Source organism: Lentzea sp. NBC_00516 (assembly GCF_036346835.1).
GTDB lineage: Bacteria > Actinomycetota > Actinomycetes > Mycobacteriales > Pseudonocardiaceae > Lentzea > Lentzea sokolovensis.
On record NZ_CP107840.1, the window covers coordinates 3758816 to 3777878 of the forward strand.

The window sequence follows — 19063 nt, forward strand, 5'->3', positions numbered from 1 at the left end:
GTCGGAGCTGGTCAGAGCCGGTCGGCGTTGGATTGGTCGGTCTGGACCAGGACGTCCACGGCCTTCACGACGGCGTCCCCCGCCAGGCCGATGTTGTTGGCGAACGAGGCGAGGTTTTCGAGTGTCTGCTTGGAGTTCGGCCCGTAACCCTTGGCGAACGCCTCGCCGAACTCGTCGCTGCCCCAGCAGCCGTCGTACCTGCACGCCGCGTCCCTCATGGTCGCCGCCGCCTGTTCGAAGCTCATGCCGAGCTGCTGGATCCGCCGAACCACCTCGCGCGTGCCCTCGACGTCGATGGAGGTCTTGTCAGCCATGGCGCTGTCCTTCCTTCTCGTTCGCGGCCGGGCGACCGAGGACGCCGTCGTTGTAGTCCTCGCCGAGGAACGGTGAGACGACCTTTTCGAAGACCTCCTCGACGCTCAGGTTGCCGCTCGCGAGGTCGGTGAAGGTCACGCCCGGCAGGAGCTCGTCCCCCATGGCCTCCGCCAGCTTCTGCGTGCACAGGGCCCGGCCACTCTTGATCGTCTGGACGAGCAGGTGGCTGAACTCCGCCGGCGCCATGGTGCGGTACTTGCTGCCCTGGAAGTTGATTCCGATGACCTCGCCGCGGCCGTCGAAGTCGACGGTGAACGAACGGTCCTTGGAGCGCACCGTCGTGGTGTTCTCGTTCATCTGGCGGGTCAGCTCGGAGATCTTCTGCCGCTCGCGCTCCACCGTGGCCATGGCGGCGTCGTTGGCTTCTTCGAGGGTCCGGTACTGGGAGATCCAGTCAGTCATGGCGTCTCGACCTCTCCGTCGTGGGCCTGACGGGAGTGCGCCGCGGCTTCCCTCTCGATCTCCTGGAGGAGCTCGTCGAGTTCGCTTCGCACCTGAGCCCACCCAGGCGCCAGGTCCATGTAGTTCTGGTGGAGCTGCTGGTAGTCGGCAGCCCAGCCCGTCAACGGTGTCGAGTCCGTCATCGCGCTTCGCCCTTTCCGTTCTCCGAATGACCGATGACGCCCGGTGGCACGCAGCCACCGCCGCCTGTCCCGAGACCCGGCCGGGCGGCCGCGCCTTGGGTGTTCCCGGACCACGTGCCCGGCTCGGCCCGCAGCCACGTGCTGTCCACACGCGACACGGGCCCGCCGGCCGTGGCGCCTGCCCCCATGGCCGCGGGTGGTGGAACCGCGCCCGTCGAGGCAGCCGTGCCGGCCGGGCCGGTTGCGTTGTGAACGTCGCCCAGCGGGGCCGCGGGTCCGCCCAGTGAGGTGGACATCGCGGGGAACTCGCCGGGCATCGGTGGCCTGGGCGCCAATGTAAGTTGCGCCGCAGGCGCGGCAGGGGGCGTCGGTGCCGCTACGGCCGAGATGACAGGGGAAACCCCCGCGGACTGAAGCGCCGCCGGGATGCTGGGCGCCGCCACGGGTGGCGCGGCCGTCCCGGCATGGGCGGCGACGGCCGCGGTCGCCGACGCCGCGGTCGCCGGCGCGGACGCGGCGACTCCGGTCGAGGGTTGTCCCGCGACCGTCACCGGGGGTGCGCCGGCTGCCGCCCGAGCGGCCGCCGTCGCGGGCTCGGCGGACACTGTCGCCGGGGGCGCTGCGGCCGCGGTCACGAGCGTCGTCACCTGGAGCTTGGAGGACGACGTGACAGACGGCGAGGCTTCGCTTCGCTGGGTGGTCTTCTCGCTCCGGCCTGCGTCGGTCTTCTTCTTCGTGGTGTCGCCCGCCATCGGCGCGGCGGGCGCCAAAGCCCACACCGCGTTGTCCGCCGCCGGCAGCGCCATGTCGGCGAACCCGCTGAACTTCGCAGGCTTGTCGGCGCTGACCGACGCGGGCTGCGACGTGGCGAAGTGCGACAGCCTGCCGAACGGCACCGCGGCGCCGGACTGCGGCACGCCACCGTCGACAGGCGACGCCGACCCCGACGCCGCGATGACCGCGTTAGGGCCCGCGCCCCTGCCGTGGTCACGGCCGAGCGGCACCATCAAGGCCGATGTCGTCGCGTGATGGCCGGCCACCGCTTCCATCGGCGTGACCGGGACGTGGATGTAGCGCCCGGTCACGCCGCGCTCGGGCAGCTCCCCGAGCAGGTGTCCGGATTGGACGTATGAAGTGGACAGATCAGTGAGGATCTGCCGGGCGTGCTCGTCGCGGGCCAGGCTCGCGCTCCCGTCCGGAGCGGCGCTGCCGCTGTTGTTCTCGAGCCCTCGCAGACGTTGCTGGCTCTGGGCGACGGCGTCACCGATGCGACGCAGCACCACCGGGTAGCCGGGCTCGCGAAGACTGGCGGTCAACTCGCCGATGTACCGCAGCATCCGATCCACCCAGTCGTACTGCCGGGGGTCGCCGCTCTGCCACGCCGACTCGAGTTCCGCCCGGTGCCGGCGCAGCTCGTCGCCGAACAGTTCGAGCCGTTCCGTCGCCTGCTCGAACGCGGCTGCCTTGCGATAGAAGGTCTGCGGATCCGCCGCCGCCACCCGTGCCTGCACCTGGTCGAAGTTCAGGTTTCTGATCTCGTCCGCGATCTTGGGATCGAGGTTCCGCATCGCCATTGCTCAGCTCCGTCCCAGTGTCGATGGCCCCGCGCAGTCCTCGTCCTCTTCCCAGTCCTTGCCATCACTGGTGAGCCACACCGCACGTTCCCGGTCCTTGTTCTCCTGCCCGCCACCGCCGGCACCTGCACCGGCACCGCCCATCGGAGGCGGCATCATTCCGGCGCCCATGTCCATGCCCGCCGGACCGCGGGAGATGGTGGTCGGAACGCCGACCACGCCACTGCGGCCGGGAACCTGGTAGCCCTTCTGCTGTGCGTTGGCGAGGGCTTCCGCGGCCGAGATCTTGCTGACACCGTCGACGCCGATCCTCGGCGTACCGCCGCCACCGACCCCGGTGCCGTACCCGCCGCCACCACCACCGGTGGGGTCTCCGGACAGGAAGCTCGACAACGACGACGTGCCGCCGAGCGACGTCCCGAGAGAATCGGAACTGCCGATCCCGCGGATCTTCTCGACCGCGTCAAGAGCGGTCTGCTCGGCCTGCTGCCGCGCCTGATCCGCTGCTCCGCCGTCTCCTGCGCCGCTGCCCGTGCCGCCGGTTCCACTGCCATGGCTGCCGCCGGTGCCAGCGCCTGTGCCGCCGCTACCCGTGCCGCCACTGCCCGTGCCGCCGGCTCCGCCACCGGACATGCCGTTCAGCGCGTTGGCGGCCTCGGACGCAGCCCTCAGAGCCGCCTGCCGCGCCGCATCATTACCGCCCGAACCACCACCGGCACCACCACTGCCAGATCCAGCGCCGCCACCGGAGCCAGCTCCACCGCCAGCGCCGCCACCGGCTCCACCGCCAGCGCCACCACCGGCTCCACTACCGCCACCGGCGCCGCCGCCAGCCCCACTACCGCCACCGGCCCCGCTGCCCGAACCAGCACCGCCTCCAGAACCAGCACCACCACCGGAGCCAGCTCCACCACCGGACATGCCATTCAGCGCATTGGCAGCCTCGGACGCAGCCCTCAGAGCCGCCTGTCGCGCCGCATCATTACCGCCCGAACCACCACCGGCACCACCACCACTGCCAGATCCAGCACCACCACCGGCTCCACTACCGCCACCGGCGCCGCCAGCCCCACTACCACCACCGGCCCCGCCTCCAGAACCAGCACCACCACCGGAGCCAGCTCCACCACCGGACATGCCATTCAGCGCATTGGCAGCCTCAGACGCAGCCCTCAGAGCCGCCTGCCGCGCCGCATCATTACCGCCCGAACCACCACCGGCACCACCACCACTGCCGGAACCAGCTCCACCACCACCGGCCCCGCCACCCGAACCGGGACCGCCACCGGCTCCAGCACCGGCTCCAGCACCGCCACCCGAACCAGCTCCGCCACCGGAGCCGCCGCCGGCCAAACCGTCGAGCGCGTTGATCGCATCGTTCGCGGTCTTGACCGCCTGCTGCCGCGCCGCATCATTACCGCCCGAACCACCACCGGGACCACCACCGCTGCCGGAACCAGCTCCACCACCGGCACCTCCCCCGGAGTCACCGCCGGAGCCACCGCCGGCCAAACCGTCCAGTGCACTGACCGCCGCCTTCGCGGCATTCACCGCCTGCTGCCGCGCCGCATCATTACCGCCCGAACCACCGGGACCACCACCGCTGCCGGAACCAGCTCCACCACCGGCACCGGAGCCACCACCGGCCAAACCGTCGAGTGCGTTGATCGCATCGTTCGCGGTCTTGACCGCCTGCTGCCGCGCCGCATCATTACCGCCCGGACCACCACCGCTGCCAGCACCGGCGCCACCGCCGGCACCGCCACCGGAGCCACCACGGGCCAAATTGTCCAGTGCACTGACCGCCGCCTTCGCGGCATTCGTCGCCTGCTGCCGCGCCGCATCGTTACCGCCCGAACCACCACCCGCGGGTCCGTCCGACATCAGGCTGGTCCCGGCACCACCGTCGCTGGCGCTCATGGTGGGTCCGTCCGACAAGGTCGTCGGAGACGACCCGCCACCACCTCCGCCGACCGAGGGGTTCTGCAACTTGCTGATCGCGTCGTTCGCGGTCCGGCTCGCATCCGCCAAAGCCTGCCGCCGCGAGGGGTCGGAGGATCCTCCCGCACCTGACTGGTTGGCGAGCGCGTTGATCGCTTCGCCGGCAGCCTTCCGTGCGTCGTCCAGCGCTCGCTGCCGCGTGGGATCCGTCGGTGACGTCGTCTTCCCGCCACCTCCGGCTCCGGTACCGGCGCCAGTACCTCCGGCTCCGGTACCGCCGGCTCCGGTACCGCCGAGCGAGTCATTGATCGCCTGCTGCGCTTCCTTGAGCGCGTCACGACGGGTCTGCGCCTCCGGTGAGTCGCCCGGCGTCATGTCGGACAGCTTCTGAATGGCGTCGCTCGCGGCCTTTCTGGCGTCGTCCATGGCCTTCTGCTTGGCCGGATCGGCCGCACCATCGCCGGAGCGGCCACCGGAGCCCGCGCCACCGCCGGCACCAGCACCGGCACCAGCACCGGCACCACCACCTGCTCCAGCACCAGCGCCTGCTCCAGCACCAGCGCCTGCTCCACCGCCCGCTCCGGTGCCGTCACCCGTGCCGCCACCGACCGAAGGGTTCTGCAGCTGGTTGATCGCGTCGTTCGCGATCCGGCTCGCATCCGCCAAAGCCTGTTCGCGCGCCGGGTCGGGGGCGCCATTGGCTCCAGGCTGGTTCGTGATGTCGTTGATCGCCTTGGCGGCGGCCTGCCTCGCGTCCTCCAACGCCTGCTGCCGCACCGGATCCGAAGCGGACGGCCCCGAACTGGAGGTGCTGCCGACCCCACCGGCCATCGAACTGTCGATCGCCTGCTGGGCTTCCCGCAACGCTTCACGGCGAGCCTCTGCCTCCGGCGAGTTGCCCGAAGCCATGTCGATCAGCTTCTGGATCGCGTCGCGCGCGACCTGTCTGGCCTGCTGCTTCGCCTGCTCCGTCGCCGGATTCGTGCCAGTGCCAGTCCCAGTCCCAGTACCCGTGCCAGTCCCAGTACCCGTGCCAGTCCCCGTGCCTGTCCCAGTACCAGTCCCCGTGCCAGTCCCAGTACCCGTGCCAGTCCCCGTGCCTGTCCCAGTACCAGTACCCGTGCCAGTCCCCGTGCCTGTCCCAGTACCAGTACCCGTGCCAGTCCCAGGGCCAGTACCCGTGCCAGTCCCAGGGCCAGTACCCGTGCCAGTCCCAGGGCCAGTACCCGTGCCAGTCCCAGGGCCAGTACCCGTGCCAGTCCCAGGGCCGGTACCCGTGCCAGTCCCAGGGCCACCGCCGAAACCTGGGTCGCCGATGCCGGCGCCGGCGCCGGCACCGAGCGAGACCATCTTGCTCTGGAACGGGGCGAGGCTCGCACCACTGCCCTGATAGGACGCCGACAGGTCGAGCAGTGCCCTGCGCAGCTCCGGCAACAGGTTGTTCTGCTCGTCGCGCTTGATCACTTTGCTGAGATATTCACCGCGGTCGAAGGTCACGTCAAGCACGATCAGCGCCTCGGCCAGCTTCTGGACCAGGGTGCCGTACTCCTTGACGCGGTTGGCGAACTGGGCCTCGATCTCGGCCACCTTCGTCTGGAAGAAGGTGAGGGACTTCGACACCGACTCCATCGCGGGCTGGTACGTGGACAGCGCGGTCGTGACGGCCCGACTCTGTTGGATGACGAGGTCGGAGAGGCTGGCGAACTGGTCGCCCGTGTACCCCTTGAGCGCCTCTGCGAGCTGCTTCGACTCGTTGGCGAGGTTGTCCTGGAAATAGGTCAGGTGCTGTTGCGAGAACAGGAAGTACCTGGCCAGTTCGTGGAACGAGTTGGGGGCTCCGGCGCCCAGCGCGTCTCCCGCCACCGTCCTGAACTGGGCGAGCGACTGGATGCTGGCGACGTCGAGGCCGCGGCCGGCGAAATCGCCGAGCCCCTGGATACCGTCGGCTGTCGGGCTCGTGCCTCCAGGATTTGTCACGCCGAACCGCCCTCACCACGTCGAGTTCCAGCAACCGACCGTCTACACAGGAGCGACCGCCAGCGTCAGGGCGCTGACGGTCATGTGCCGTGAGGCACTGAACAGGTCGGTAAAGGTTCGTCCGATACCGCCTCGCGAACGGCATCTCGTCCTGATGGCGTCTGCAAGTACCACCAACCCGACATCAGCGGGCACTTTCCCTGCTACGAACAGAGCTTGGTGGTACTTGCAGCCGCACTCGACCCAACGAGCCGCTGAGTTTCGAACAAGACTTCCGGCCAGGCACTAGTAACCCGTCGTGCTGTCGGCGTTGTCCTTGTCAGCCTGCTCCAGGGCCGCGGTGGCCTGCACCAGGAGCTGCTCAAGTTCGTGCATGAACGACTTCAGCTCGTCTCCGTGCGCCACCACCAAGTCCTGGCGCTCCCGCAGCAGTTCCTTCAGCCAAGCCGCCGTGGTGAAGTTGCCCGCCAGCGCCTCCAGCGAGCGAAGTTCCTGGAAAGTGCTGACATCATCCATCAGCTTGCCCATGCGAGCGATGATCGCCCGCGCGGCTTCCGGTTCGATGAAGGTCTGCGTGCCGCCGTCGTTGGCCATGTCGTGGCCCCTTTCCTCTGAACGGTGGGGATCCCCCGGTACGGGGGTTGGTGGTGCCGGCCCTGGCGCGGACCGGCACCACCAGCGAACCTCGTCAGCTGTTGAACGTGCCCGCCGTCGCCTGGTCGGTGGACTGCATGTTGTTCGAGTTCCGGTTCAGGCTGACCGACATCTCGTTGAGCACCTGGTTGCTCTCAGTCAGCGTCTTGAAGATGCGGTTGGCGGACTCGTCGTACGACTTGGCCGTCTGACCGTCGAACGCCTCCCGCAGGCCCTGCACCTGCTTGACGAGCGTGGAGACGTTCTGCTCGATGTTCTGGTTGACGGTCTGCATCTGGCGAACGCCGTCGGCAAGTGCCGAGTAGACGTAGGTGATCGCTCCGGTCACGGTTCACTCCTGAAGAATCGTTATGTGGCAAGAGGAATGTCAGCTGACGCGAAGCGTCAGAACGAGCCGGCCTCGTCCTGGGCCTGCAGCTTGTTGGCGGCGTTGTCCAGCGTGGTGGCCATCTCGGTGAGGTTCTGGACGATCTGCCTGGTCTTGGAGTCCCACTCCTCGTGGACGGTGATCAGCTTGTTGATCATCGCGCCGGTGTTGACGGAGGTCAGCGTCGAGATGTTGCCGCGGAGCCTGGTCTGCTCGCTGGTGATCTGCTCGGCCTGCTGCTTGTGCTGGTTCGCGACCTGGCGTACCTGTTCGGGAGTAAGAAGCGTCTGGCTCATCTGTACGTCTCCTTGTTGTCCGATTGGAGAATGGCCACCTGTGTTCGCGGTGACGCTCGATCTCGATTAGATGCCCGTAGCGCATCCGACTTCTTCGGAATTGATCCGCCCGGTGTCAACCGGGGGAAAATCCCTCATGAGCCGGTTTTGGCGAGCTCAGTGACCTGGCTCAGGACCGCACGCTGCGGGTCGAGAGCAGGTCCCGTCGGCAACAACGCCAGCAATGCCGACGGCACGGCGACGGCCCGCACTCCGCCAAGATTCAGTGATGCGGAAACAGATTCATCGGATAGCGGATAGCGCACTCCGAGATCGGTCACGAGGAACTCGGTTCCCGGCACCGCGCCGGGCGCCGACAACGAACGCACCAGCGCTCCGGTTCCCGCCGGGAACACGACACGGTCCGCGGTGGACCCCACGACGTGTTTTCCGGCAGGGGCGACGGCTCCCTTGTCCGTCGCGATCGGCACCAGCACCAACCGCGGCACACGTCCCTCGTCCACGGCGGGATCGAACCTTGCGCACGCCGACATTCCCACGCCGACGTCGGCCGCTGCCGGAGGGCTCGGCGGGAGGTCGTTCTGCGCCGGGGAAAGCAGTTTCAGTCCCACGAGCGCGTCCGGGCCCGTGATGATCGGCACCACCCGCGTGTTCGGGTAGGCGTTGCGCGTCTCCGCGGAAGCCAGCAGCATCGCCGCGATCGTCCGGCTGATCGGCATCAGCCCGTCGGCGCGCAGGACGTAGTACTCATCGGAGGAGATCGCCGGGTTGCGCACCTCGAACACCTGACCGACCAGGCTCGGGCGGCCTCCGACGGCCTGTCCCGGTGTGCCCACGCGGTCGATCACGGGCGCCTTCAGGTCCACGCCGGCGGGAATCACGTTCAACCAAGCGGGTGACACCGGCAACACGCGTTCCTGGCTGTAGCCCAGCGCCTCCAGCGTGGTCGCGTCCGCCACGCGGTGCCGCACGCCCCGCCACACCACCTGCACGACACCGTCCGGTGTGGACACGAGGAACGACTGATCGTCGGGCAGGACCTGTCCCGGTTCCTGGTCGAGCCGCAACGTCACGGTCGGCGTGCTCGACACCGCCTGCCGGTCCGGCGGCCGCGCGCACACCGTCCACTGCTCCTTGTTGACGCGGTCCGCGGTGGGAATGCCGTCCGGCGCACCGGGAATCCCGATCGGCGCGCCGACCGCGACACCGGCCAGCGAGTTCTGGCTGACGGTGGTCATCGCCCCGGACTGACCGGCCGCCAGCATCGCCGACGCCATGTTCAGCACCGGGCGGAGCTCGCCGCCCAGGTACACGTACCGCGCACCGGTTTCCTTCGTCAGCACGATCGCGCCGTCGGTGCGCCACGAGTTGTTGCCACGCGGGGAGAACAACCCGATGATGCCGAAGACCGCCATGATCACGCAGGCGAGCAGCACTCCGAAGACGGTGCCGTTGTTGAACCTGCGGTTCGGGTGCTCCAGCACGTCGGGCTTGCCCTGCGCGAGGCCCGCGACCAATCGGCCCACCACGAAGAAGTAGGCCTGGACCTGATCTCTGCGTGACTGCATCAGCCGCTCAGCCCCCGGACCCAGGAGTACACGTCCAGCACCGCCAACAGCAGCGGGATGACGGCGATCGCCGTCGCGTACTCGAAGATGTCGACCGCGCGGCCCCAGTACGGGCGCAGTCGCTTACCCGGCAGGTAGTGGCTCAGCACACCCAGCCCGAGGCCGACGGCCACGAGCGGTGCGAGCACGGCCACCGCGCGGATGAACGGTTCCTCAGGCATGCCGAGGCGCACCGCCAGGGCCACCGCCGTCAGCCCGGCGGGCACGAGCACCGACCAGCGGGGCACCGTACCGGTGAGGTGCCGCGAGCGCAGCAGCAACAGCAACGCGCACACCGACGCCGTGATCATCGCCCACATCTCACCGGGCCGGACGAGCACGAGCAGCAGCGCGGTCTGGGTGGCCCCGTAACCGAGGTAGAACGCCTTGAGGTAGCCCAGGACGACGGTGCTGCGTTCCACCACGACCTTGTGCGGCACCGGATCGATGTCCTCCTTCACCTCCGGTGCGTCGGTCGGCAGCATCGGCAGTTTCAGGCCGCCGAGCCGGAACGCGGCGCCGGGCGCGAAGAGGATTGCGATCAGGTTCACGGTGATGCCGATACCGGCCGACTGCGCGGCCGTCAGGTCGCTCGCCACCCAGATCACGAGCGGCACGAGCAGCGTGATCAGACCGGTCAGGGCGGTGGTGAAGACCAGCACCGCGTCTGCGACCGCCACGAGAGCGAGCACGACCGCGACGACCCCGACGGCGGCCGCGGTCACGAGCCGGACCGGGATGCCTCCCGCCGGGGCGATCTGCACGGCGGCGAGCCAGCCGCCGGCGACCGCCCAGACCACTCCGACGCAGGCCAGCGCGGTCCCGTCGACGATCTTGCTCTTGGCGCGGGCCAGCACCCCGGCGACGGCGATCAGCACGACCCCGGTCACCACGGGCAGCAGCCACAGCGTCTGCGACTTCGCGCCTGCCAGCAACGCCAGGAGCCCGCCGAGCAGGCCGGCGAGCGCGGCGACCCGCAGCATCCACTTGGTGCGGTTCGGTGTCCACTGACCGGCATCGGCCCGCACCCGTTCGGCGACCCCGTCCACGAGGTCGTCGTAGTCGAGCGGCGGCAGCGCGTCCTCGCGCGGTCTCAAGTAGACGGTCTCACCGTCCACGAGGTTCAGCTCCTCGGCGGAACAGTCCTCGTCCAGAGGAGACTCGCCCAGCCGTTGCGCGACCCAGCCCTCGTGATCGACGCTCTGCTCGACCCATTCCTTCCCGAACTGGGCCAGCACGGACGGCAGCAGGTCGACCAGCTGCACGTCGCCCGGAAGGGCCACGTCCACCGCGTGATCGCCGAGAACGAACCGTAGCCGGGTCGGTGCATTTGTGCGAGACTGCGTGCGTTCTTCCATATCGTGCCCCGGATTCTTCCTGGCGAACGACAACTCTCGAGTAGCGAAACCCTGGCGCGGAACCTAGTTCCCACCCCTCCCGGTCAGCCGGGACCAGGCCCGCGCCACGCCACGTCGAGGGAAACCATTCACCAAGGAGAGTCCACGGTGGGCACCGAGGCATTCACCCGAAAGACGCGTCGGCCTGGGCCGACGGCGTCCAGTGACGAGATCGAGCTGCAACCACCACCGGCTGTGCCGGAGAACACAGGTGGGGCGATCAGCTCGGTCCTGCTCTACGCGCCCATGGCACTGAGCTCGCTGGCCATGGTCCTGATGTTCGTCCGGCCCGGCTCCGGCCCGCTGGCCTGGGTCGGCGCGGGACTGATGCTCGTCGCCGCGGTCGGCATGCTGCTGGCGCAGATGATGCGGTCCGGCGTCGAGCACAAGCAGAAGCTGCACGGTGACCGGCGCGACTACGTGCGCTACCTCGGGCAGGTGCGGCTGAAGATGCGCGGGGCACTGGTCCAGCAGCGCAAAGCCGCCCTGTGGGTCCACCCGCATCCCGGCTCGCTGTGGTCCATGGTGATGGGCTACCGGCTGTGGGAACGCCGTCCCTCGCACGAGGACTTCGGCGAGGTCCGGATCGGACTGGGCAAGCAGCGCAGCAGCACGAAGCTGCTGCCGCCGGAGAGCAAGCCGCTGGAGGACCTCGAACCGCTGTCCGCCCACGCACTTCGCCGGTTCATTCGCGCCTACTCCACTTTGGACAACGCGCCGACCGCCGTGTATCTGCGCGGGTTCGCCCGGCTGCAGTTCCAGGGCGGCCCCGAGGAGGTGCGCGGACTGGTGCGCGCCATGCTCAGCCAGCTGGCCACCGCGCACGGTCCGGGCGACGCCCTGGTCGCGATGTGCGTGAGCGACGAGGCGCGGGACCACTGGGACTGGGTGAAGTGGTTGCCGCACAACCAGGACGCCGCGTCACGGGACGCCACCGGTACCCGTCGCCTGGTCACCGACAGCATCAGCGAGCTCGAACAGCTCCTCGGCGGCAGTGAGTTCACCAGCCGGCCGTCGTTCGAGCCGGACAGCCCGATCACCGCGAGCGAGCCGTTCGTGGTGATCGTCCTCGACGGCGCCTCCCTGCCGGCCGACCACCGCATCGCCGAGGAGGGGTACCGCAACGTCGTCGTGATCGACGTCGCCGGCACGCTCGCCTGGCAGGCCCGGCCGCACACACTGCACGTCGAGGTCAGCGCCACCAGTCTCGGCACGGTGTCGTTCGACCGGCTCGGCAAGCCGGTGACCAGCCCGCTGTGCCGGCCGGACTCGATGAGCCCGCAGGCGACGGCCGCGCTCGCCAGGCTGATCGCGCGCCACCGCATCGGCGAGGTGCAGGACAACGAGGAGCCGCTGGCCAGCGACTACGAGCTGCCCTCCCTGCTGGGCCTCGGCGACCTGCGGTCGTTCGACCCGGTGCCGTACCGGCAAACCCGTGCGGGCGCACGCAAGCGGTTGCGGGTGCCGATCGGCATGACGTCGTCGGGAACACCGATCGAGCTGGACATCAAGGAGGCGGCCGAGGACGGCATGGGACCGCACGGTCTGCTCATCGGCGCCACCGGTTCCGGCAAGAGCGAACTGCTGCGCACGCTGGTGCTGTCCCTGGCGGCCACGCACTCGTCGGAGGAGCTGAACCTGGTCCTGGTCGACTTCAAGGGCGGCGCGGCGTTCCTCGGGTTCGACGAGCTGCCGCACACCTCCGCGGTCATCACGAACCTGGCGGACGAGCTGGAACTGGTCGACCGCATGCAGGACGCGCTGACCGGTGAGCTCAACCGGCGTCAGGAACTGCTGCGGGCGGCCGGAAACTACTCCTCGCGACGCGACTACGAGGCGGCCCGCACCCAGGGCGTGCCGCTGGAACCATTGCCCGCCTTGTTCATCGTGGTCGACGAGTTCAGCGAGATGCTGGCGAGCAAGCCCGAGTTCGTCGACGTGTTCGCGATGATCGGCCGGCTGGGTCGCAGCCTCGGCGTGCACCTGCTGCTCGCGAGCCAGCGGCTGGACGAGGGCCGGATCCACAAGATCGAGGGCCACCTGTCGTACCGGATCAGTCTGCGGACGTTCTCGGCCATGGAGAGCCGCAGCGTGCTCGGTGTGCCGGACGCCTACGAGCTGCCCAACAACCCCGGCAACGGTTACCTGCGCCCGGACACGACGTCGCTGATCAGGTTCAAGGGCGCGTACTGCTCCGGCCCGTACCGTCCGCCGGTCAGCAAGCGGCTGCGGCGCTCCGAGGTGGAGCAGCAGCTCGTCGCGTTCGGCACCGAGTACGTCGCGCCGAAGACGACACCCGCCGAGGCGGAGCAGGAACCCGAACACACCGAGCAGAACAACAAGACGATGCTGGAGGTGCTGATCTCGCGGTTGCGCGGCATCGGCCCGGTGGCGCACCAGGTGTGGCTGCCGCCGCTCAAGCAGGCGCCGACGCTCGACCAGCTGCTGCCGCCGCTGGTCGACCACCCGGAGCTCGGCCCCCGTCCGGTCGGCGAGTACGACGCCTCGACGCTGTCCGTACCGGTCGGCCTGGTCGACCTGCCCGCGCAGCAGAAGCGCGATCTGCTCACCGCGCAACTGGCGGGCGCCAAGGGCAACATCGGCATCGCGGGTGGTCCGCAGAGCGGCAAGAGCACGTTGCTGCGCACGATCATCAGCGCTCTCGCCCTCAGCCACACGGCGGCCGAGATCCAGTTCTACTGCCTGGACTTCGGCGGCACGCTCAGCCCGCTCACCCGGCTTCCGCACGTCGGCAGCATCGCGGGCAGGCTCGACCGCGACCGGGTCACCCGGACCGTGATGGAGATGTGCAACCTGATGGCCCAGCGCGAACAACTGTTCGCGCAGAACAACATCGACTCGATGACCAGCTACCGCCGGGCCCGCGCGCGCGGCCAGTTCGTCGACGTCGATCCCTACGGTGACGTGTTCCTGGTCATCGACGGCTGGTTCACCATCCGCCAGGACTACGAGGATCTGGAGCCTCGCTTCACCGAGCTCGCGGCCCGGGGTCTCGGGTTCGGCATCCACCTGGTGGTCGCCGCGAACCGGTGGTCCGACATGCGCACCTGGCTGCGCGACGTGATGGGCACCCGGTTCGAGCTGCGTCTGGGCGACCCGCTCGAGTCGGAGGTCAACAGCAGGCTGGCCGCGACCGTTCCGGCCATCGCCGGGCGTGGCATCACTACCGGCAAGATGCACTTCCTCACCGCGCTGCCCCGCATCGACGGCACCAGCACCACCGACGACATCGCGGAGGCCACCGCCGAACTGGCGGAGGCCCTCGACCTGCCGTCGGCTCCGCGGGCACCGAAGGTGCGGTTGCTGCCCAACCACCTGACGGCCGCGGAACTCCCGCCGCCCACGGCGGAGGCGCCGCAGCTCGACCTGACGATGGCGCTCGGCATCGAGGACGGCATGCTCGGGCCGCAGTGGCACGACTTCGACACCACCCCGCACCTGATGATCTTCGGTGACGCCGAGACGGGCAAGACGAACCTGTTGCGGCACATCGCGCGTTCGATCGCACAGCACTACGGCCCTGCCGACGGACGGGTGATGTTCGTCGACTTCCGCCGCGAACTGCACGACGCGGTCTCGCAGGACAACCAGGTCAACTACACCGTCAGCACGGAAGGCATGGAGTCCTCGATCAGGGAGGTCGCCGAGCTGATGCAGAGCAGGGTGCCGGGACCGGACATCGCACCGGGCAGGCTCCGTCAGCGCGACTGGTGGACCGGTGGCCGGCTGTTCATCCTGATGGACGACTTCGAGCTGTTGGAGTCCGGCGGGTTCAACGATCCGATGGCGCCGCTGATGCCGTTGCTACAACAGGGCGCGGACATCGGCCTGCACCTGATCATTTCCAGGAGCACGGCCAACGCGAACCGCACGATGATGAACCCGATGATGCGGCGGTTGTGGGAGCTGGGCACACCGGTGGTGATGTTCTCCTGTCCCAAGGAGGAAGGCACGTTCGTCGGCAACATCAAGCCGAAGACGCTGATCCCGGGCCGGGCCCAGTACGTCAACCGGCGCCGGGTGATCAACCTCGTCCAAACGCCGGTCGCCGACCAGTGAGTCGACCGCACGCGGGGCGCTTTCGTACCGTCATGCAGTACGAAAGCGCCCCGCGTGCGGTTCGGAGCGGCGTGGGACAGAGGTCTGGTGTGCACGGCAAAGGGCGCTTTCCTCCACGAGCTGGAGAAAAGCGCCCTTTGTGGTGAACTCAGCTGTCGGTCTTCGTCTCCAGGCGACGGGCGGGTGCCCAACGGCGGCGCCGCCCAGCCGGTAGCACCATCACGGCGAAACCCACAGCCACCACGATCACCGCGGCGCCGATGAGTCCGAGCGTGACCAGCAGCGTGCTCGCCCGGTCCTGCCACTCGGGCACGGGGAAGCTCGCGGGTGCGGGCACAGGCGCCACCACGGCGCCGGCGGGGCCCTCCTCCGGCAGGACCGCGGTCACCGCGGCCAGCGGGTTCACCGTGCCCCACCCGTACTCCGCGGACGGCAGGTTCGCCGGAGGTCGGTCGGCGGTGGCGCGGAGGCGATGCGCCACCTGTGCGGCCGTGAGCTTCGGGCGGTAGGCGCGGACGAGCGCGGCCGCACCGGTCACGAACGGCGCGGCGTAGCTGGTGCCGCTGGCCTCCCACTGGCCGGGGCCGCCGGGACCGATGCTGCACACGTTCGTACCGGGAGCCGCCAGCCCGAGGTGCGGGCCGGTCAGTGAGAACGACGCGTGTTTGCCTTGCTGGTCCACCGCCCCGACCGCGAGCACCGACTTGTCGGTGGCGGGATACGGCGTGGGACTGGCGTCGTTTTCGTTGTTCCCGGACGCCGCCACGATCAGCACATCGCGTTCGGTCGCGTAGGCGACGGCTGCGGTGAGTTCGGGGGTGGCGGCGCCCGTGCTGGCCGACACGTTGAGCACCCGCACACCACCGTCCACGGCCACCCGGATGCCCTGCGCGAGCGAGGCGGCCGACGCGTCCTTCGCCTCGTTGGCAACGCGGACGGGCAGGATCGTCGCATCCGGCGCCATGCCGGCGAACAACGTGTCGGTGGCGACTGCCGCGGCGATGATGCCCGCGACGAACGTGCCGTGGCCGAAGCAGTCGTTGTTGGCGGGGTTCCCGCCGGGATTGCGCACGTCCAGCCCTTTTTGCACGCGGCCGGCCAGCTGTGGGCTGGCCGCGTCGACGCCGGTGTCCACGACGCCCACGACCACTCCCGCGCCTCGGGTGAGCGGCCAGACCCGTTGCGGCGCCATCTGCCGCTGCGCCCACGGCACGTCGGTGATCTTGCTGGGTGGCGGTCCGAGGCATTCCTGGCCCGGCCGCCGCACCCCCGGCTGGGCGTTGCCCGGCAGTGGTGTGGCGGCGAGCACGATCGCGGCGCCCAGCACCACCAAGGCCTCGCGCTTCATGAGGCCACCTCCGGCATCGGCGTGGTCAGCCGCGCGTTGTGGTCCTCGTCGTCCACCAGGCGCGGCGCCGTCGCCCGGCGAGTCCGCCAGGCGAGTTCGAGCTTGTTCAACGCCATCTCGTCACGCGCCAGCGCTTCCGCCGAGCCGGGGTCCTCACCGAGCAACAGCTCGCGCACCAGCAGTGCCTGCTCCGGACGCCGCACGTCACCGTCCTGTTCGGACTCGTCGACCCGCAGACCCAGCACCTTGACCCGGCAGCCGCCGCGGAACACCGTCTCCTCGAACGTCCGCCCCATGAACAGTTCGGACGTGCGGCGCGCGGTGACGGGCCAAATCAGCACGTCGAGGTCGGCCTCGGGGGTCGTGACGTCGAGCTGGGCGCTCGCGCTGAGGAAGCCGGGCTCGACCAGCACGGCACCCACCGGGTGTGGCCGTGCGCCGTGGAGTTTCTCTTGGCGCAGAACGACTTTCCGGTGTGTCGGCAGGCGGCGCAGGCCGGAGGTCAGGCAGGCCAGGTAGCCGTCGAACGGCTCCGATGCCCCGTCGGCCAGCGCCTCGTTCAACGCCACCGCACCCGCCGCGCCGCGGCCGAGCAACAGGCAGACCGCGACGTAGTCGGCTTTGGCCTCCGGGCGCAGCATCGGCCAGGCCGACAGTCCGACGTTCACCGCTGCCAGTGCCTCGGTGTAGTGAGCGCCGGCGCTCACCGCCAACCGCGCCTGTTCCGCCGGCGTGCTGGAGCGGTCGGCGAACTCCGTGGTGGTGACGCGACGGACCGGACGAGCGGCGGCCGGCGCTTCGGGTTCGGCGAACGCAACCTGCGGGAGTTCGGCGGGAGCGACAACGGTCTCTTGTGGACGGTCTGGTTCCGACGACGCCTGAGGCGCGGCGGGACCCGACACGGTGACGATCGGGACGCCCACCGAGGGAGACCGGAACGTGTCAACCGGAGCGGCAGCGGGCTGAGCCACCGGGGCGATCGAAGTGGGAACGATCTGAGCGGCCACGGCGGCGACCGGTTCGCCGACCGCTGATTCGCCCGCCGGCAGAGCCACGACCGTCTCGGGCCGGGTCACGGAAGCAGGCTCTCGGACAGGTTCAGCGACCGAGAGCCACAGACGGCTCGGCGTCGGCGAGGCCACGGTCTCCGCCTGCGTCGACGGCGGCTCTGCAACAGGGAACTCGGGCACCGGCCTCACAGCACTTTCCGCCGCGGCCTCGGCCTCCCGTTCCGATGTGGAGTCGGTGCCTCGGGTGAGAGGCGGTGGCGGCGCGGCGGTTTCCGCGCCGCGCAGCGACCACGCGTGCGACTCCAGCCGGGCGATCGCGGCGGGATCGAACTTCCCCAGTGGACGGATGCGTGAGGCATGTCGTTGCGCGGGGCCGAACTGGTCGATCAGCAGCTGGGCGGCGACGAGTTCCCGTTCGGTGATCTCGCGGCCGTGGGCGCCGATCGCGAGCGTCCACCACTTCGGGTCGAACCGGGTGCCGACGGCCGATTGTTCGCCCTCCACCAGCACGTGAACGCCGCCGGGCACGACTTCCGCGACCACGTCCGGTGAGGAGAGCAGTCGGTAGCGGTGCGCGCCGTCACGCTCCCAACCGGCGGGTGCGGGCGCGACGTCGATCACCTGCGGTGGTTCGCCGCCGGGAGTCTGTCGCAGCAGGGTTGCGAACGGGGTGAGCGGTTCGGGCACCGAGGCGTCCGGCACGACGGCGCGGATGAAGCCGTCCTTGCCCAGCACCTGCAGGCCCGTGGCGATGGTGACCGCGCGGCCGAGCATGCGGGACAGGGTGCGCGACCACTCCGGTGCCGTCACCGGCAGCGCCGCGGGGACCACGAGGAGATCGGCCTGTGCCTCCGCTGAGAGTCGCTTGATGATCTCCACCACGGCGGCCGGTGGCACGGCGCCGACGACGAGCTTCGGGATGCGCGGGTTCAGCGGCACGCCGAACGCCGGGTCGCCGATGCCGACCGGGCTGTCTCCCTCCGGCCGGACCGCCAGGCCCGCCGGAATGCATTCGGCCACCGCGCCGTGCGCCACGACGGGCACGTGCGGCAGTTCGTACTCCCACGTCGGCATGGGGAACCTGGAGCTCATCACCACGGCGCCGCTGAAACCGGAGCCGAAGCGCCGCCAGCCGGTGCCACCGGTGAGCCGGTTGACGTACAGACCGATGCCTCGACCGGCGACCAGCTGGCCGTCGGGAGCGAAGATCTCGACGCCGCAGTCCTCAGCGACGCCTTTCAGCCACGGGGCGCAGGTGCCCTGCGCGTGCCCCAGATCGGACACCCCGATCCACGCGGCTTCCAGCGTGGCGCCCTCGGCGGACGAGCACAGCGTCGTCATCCGGTCCCTGATCGCGTCGAAGAGTGCAGGGTGGCGGTGGGCGCCGGCTGAAGCGAGGAAGAGCACGCTGCCGGGCACCGCCGGAATGGTCGAAAGCATGGCGGCGTCGCGTGTTGTCTCGTCGCGGCGGCGGAACAGGACGTGCGGGCCGCACTGCTCGGTGAGCAGAGCCCCTCCTGCGGCCGAGGGCGACTGTGATGACCGTGCGCTGGTCGCGGGTGCTGACACGATGCGACCTCCTGTTCATACTTCCCCGATGTGGCACATCGATACCAAGGAACGCACCGCCTCGGGACGGCGCGGTGGTCCCCGCCCCGATTGCCGGGGATATCCCTCACTCGGCGGCAAATCCCACGGTGAAAGGCGAACGCCCGCCGTCCGGATGTTCGAGTCCGGGCGACGGGCGTTCAGCGGGAGAGAGTGGCACGGTCCGCCTCAGCATCGGGGAATGGTGACGAACCGTGCCACCGGACGTCCTGTACAGGACGTGGCCGCGATGCTCGCGGAAATCG

At 69.6% G+C, this 19063-nt stretch carries 13 protein-coding genes; 1 reads left to right on the forward strand and 12 read right to left on the reverse strand.

Translation table 11 applies throughout. The features are described 5' to 3' along the window. Positions 1 to 11: 11 nt before the first annotated feature. From OG205_RS16610 to eccD, 10 genes are all read right to left on the reverse strand, one after another. The gene (locus OG205_RS16610) at positions 12 to 314 is read right to left on the reverse strand and encodes a hypothetical protein (RefSeq protein WP_330277149.1); all 303 of its coding nucleotides are present in this window, start codon (positions 312 to 314) and stop codon (positions 12 to 14) included. Continuing rightward, positions 307 to 777 (reverse strand): YbaB/EbfC family nucleoid-associated protein, encoded by a 471-nt coding sequence (locus tag OG205_RS16615; protein ID WP_330277150.1) that lies wholly within the window; start codon positions 775 to 777, stop codon positions 307 to 309. Before OG205_RS16615 ends, OG205_RS16610 begins: the two co-directional genes overlap by 8 nt. Next, positions 774 to 959, reverse strand: coding sequence for a hypothetical protein (locus tag OG205_RS16620; protein ID WP_330277151.1), 186 nt, complete (start codon positions 957 to 959; stop codon positions 774 to 776). The genes OG205_RS16615 and OG205_RS16620 overlap by 4 nt, the downstream gene beginning before the upstream one ends. Next, positions 956 to 2533 carry a hypothetical protein gene (locus OG205_RS16625; RefSeq protein WP_330277152.1) on the reverse strand — a complete coding sequence of 526 codons (1578 nt, stop codon included), beginning with the start codon at positions 2531 to 2533 and terminating at the stop codon, positions 956 to 958. The genes OG205_RS16620 and OG205_RS16625 overlap by 4 nt, the downstream gene beginning before the upstream one ends. Before the next feature lie 3 nt (positions 2534 to 2536). Beyond that, positions 2537 to 6451: a hypothetical protein gene (locus OG205_RS16630; RefSeq protein ID WP_330277153.1), complete on the reverse strand. Its 3915-nt coding sequence runs from the start codon at positions 6449 to 6451 to the stop codon at positions 2537 to 2539. A 285-nt stretch (positions 6452 to 6736) separates the two neighbouring features. Continuing rightward, a complete protein-coding gene (locus tag OG205_RS16635; protein WP_330277154.1) occupies positions 6737 to 7045 on the reverse strand; it encodes a hypothetical protein in 309 nt (102 codons plus the stop codon). 94 nt (positions 7046 to 7139) lie between these two features. Beyond that, complete coding sequence (locus tag OG205_RS16640; RefSeq protein WP_330277155.1) at positions 7140 to 7433, reverse strand: WXG100 family type VII secretion target; 294 nt, start codon at positions 7431 to 7433, stop codon at positions 7140 to 7142. Positions 7434 to 7489: 56 nt separating this feature from the next. After that, a complete protein-coding gene (locus OG205_RS16645; protein ID WP_330277156.1) occupies positions 7490 to 7768 on the reverse strand; it encodes a WXG100 family type VII secretion target in 279 nt (92 codons plus the stop codon). 134 nt (positions 7769 to 7902) lie between these two features. Further along, positions 7903 to 9336, reverse strand: a complete 1434-nt coding sequence (gene eccB / locus OG205_RS16650) for a type VII secretion protein EccB (protein WP_330277157.1) — start codon at positions 9334 to 9336, stop codon at positions 7903 to 7905. Then, positions 9336 to 10733 (reverse strand): type VII secretion integral membrane protein EccD, encoded by a 1398-nt coding sequence (gene eccD / locus OG205_RS16655; protein ID WP_330277158.1) that lies wholly within the window; start codon positions 10731 to 10733, stop codon positions 9336 to 9338. Before eccD ends, eccB begins: the two co-directional genes overlap by 1 nt. 147 nt (positions 10734 to 10880) lie before the next feature. Between eccD and eccCa the strand changes: the two genes are divergently transcribed. Then, positions 10881 to 14852, forward strand: coding sequence for a type VII secretion protein EccCa (gene eccCa / locus OG205_RS16660; protein WP_330277159.1), 3972 nt, complete (start codon positions 10881 to 10883; stop codon positions 14850 to 14852). A gap of 148 nt (positions 14853 to 15000) precedes the next feature. Here the strand turns inward: eccCa and mycP are convergent, their stop codons facing one another. Beyond that, positions 15001 to 16200 (reverse strand): type VII secretion-associated serine protease mycosin, encoded by a 1200-nt coding sequence (gene mycP / locus OG205_RS16665; RefSeq protein WP_330277160.1) that lies wholly within the window; start codon positions 16198 to 16200, stop codon positions 15001 to 15003. After that, the gene (locus OG205_RS16670) at positions 16197 to 18779 is read right to left on the reverse strand and encodes a hypothetical protein (RefSeq protein WP_330277161.1); all 2583 of its coding nucleotides are present in this window, start codon (positions 18777 to 18779) and stop codon (positions 16197 to 16199) included. The genes mycP and OG205_RS16670 overlap by 4 nt, the downstream gene beginning before the upstream one ends. Between the last annotated feature and the right edge of the window lie 284 nt (positions 18780 to 19063).

Excerpts from the sequence above, each read along its gene's own strand:
- OG205_RS16610 (WP_330277149.1), bottom strand. The coding sequence starts at position 314 with ATGGCTGACAAGACCTCCATCGACGTCGAGGGCACGCGCGAGGTGGTT.
- OG205_RS16615 (WP_330277150.1), bottom strand. The coding sequence starts at position 777 with ATGACTGACTGGATCTCCCAGTACCGGACCCTCGAAGAAGCCAACGAC.
- OG205_RS16620 (WP_330277151.1), bottom strand. The coding sequence starts at position 959 with ATGACGGACTCGACACCGTTGACGGGCTGGGCTGCCGACTACCAGCAG.
- OG205_RS16625 (WP_330277152.1), bottom strand. The coding sequence starts at position 2,533 with ATGGCGATGCGGAACCTCGATCCCAAGATCGCGGACGAGATCAGAAAC.
- OG205_RS16635 (WP_330277154.1), bottom strand. The coding sequence starts at position 7,045 with ATGGCCAACGACGGCGGCACGCAGACCTTCATCGAACCGGAAGCCGCG.
- OG205_RS16645 (WP_330277156.1), bottom strand. The coding sequence starts at position 7,768 with ATGAGCCAGACGCTTCTTACTCCCGAACAGGTACGCCAGGTCGCGAAC.
- eccB (WP_330277157.1), bottom strand. The coding sequence starts at position 9,336 with ATGCAGTCACGCAGAGATCAGGTCCAGGCCTACTTCTTCGTGGTGGGC.
- eccD (WP_330277158.1), bottom strand. The coding sequence starts at position 10,733 with ATGGAAGAACGCACGCAGTCTCGCACAAATGCACCGACCCGGCTACGG.
- mycP (WP_330277160.1), bottom strand. The coding sequence starts at position 16,200 with ATGAAGCGCGAGGCCTTGGTGGTGCTGGGCGCCGCGATCGTGCTCGCC.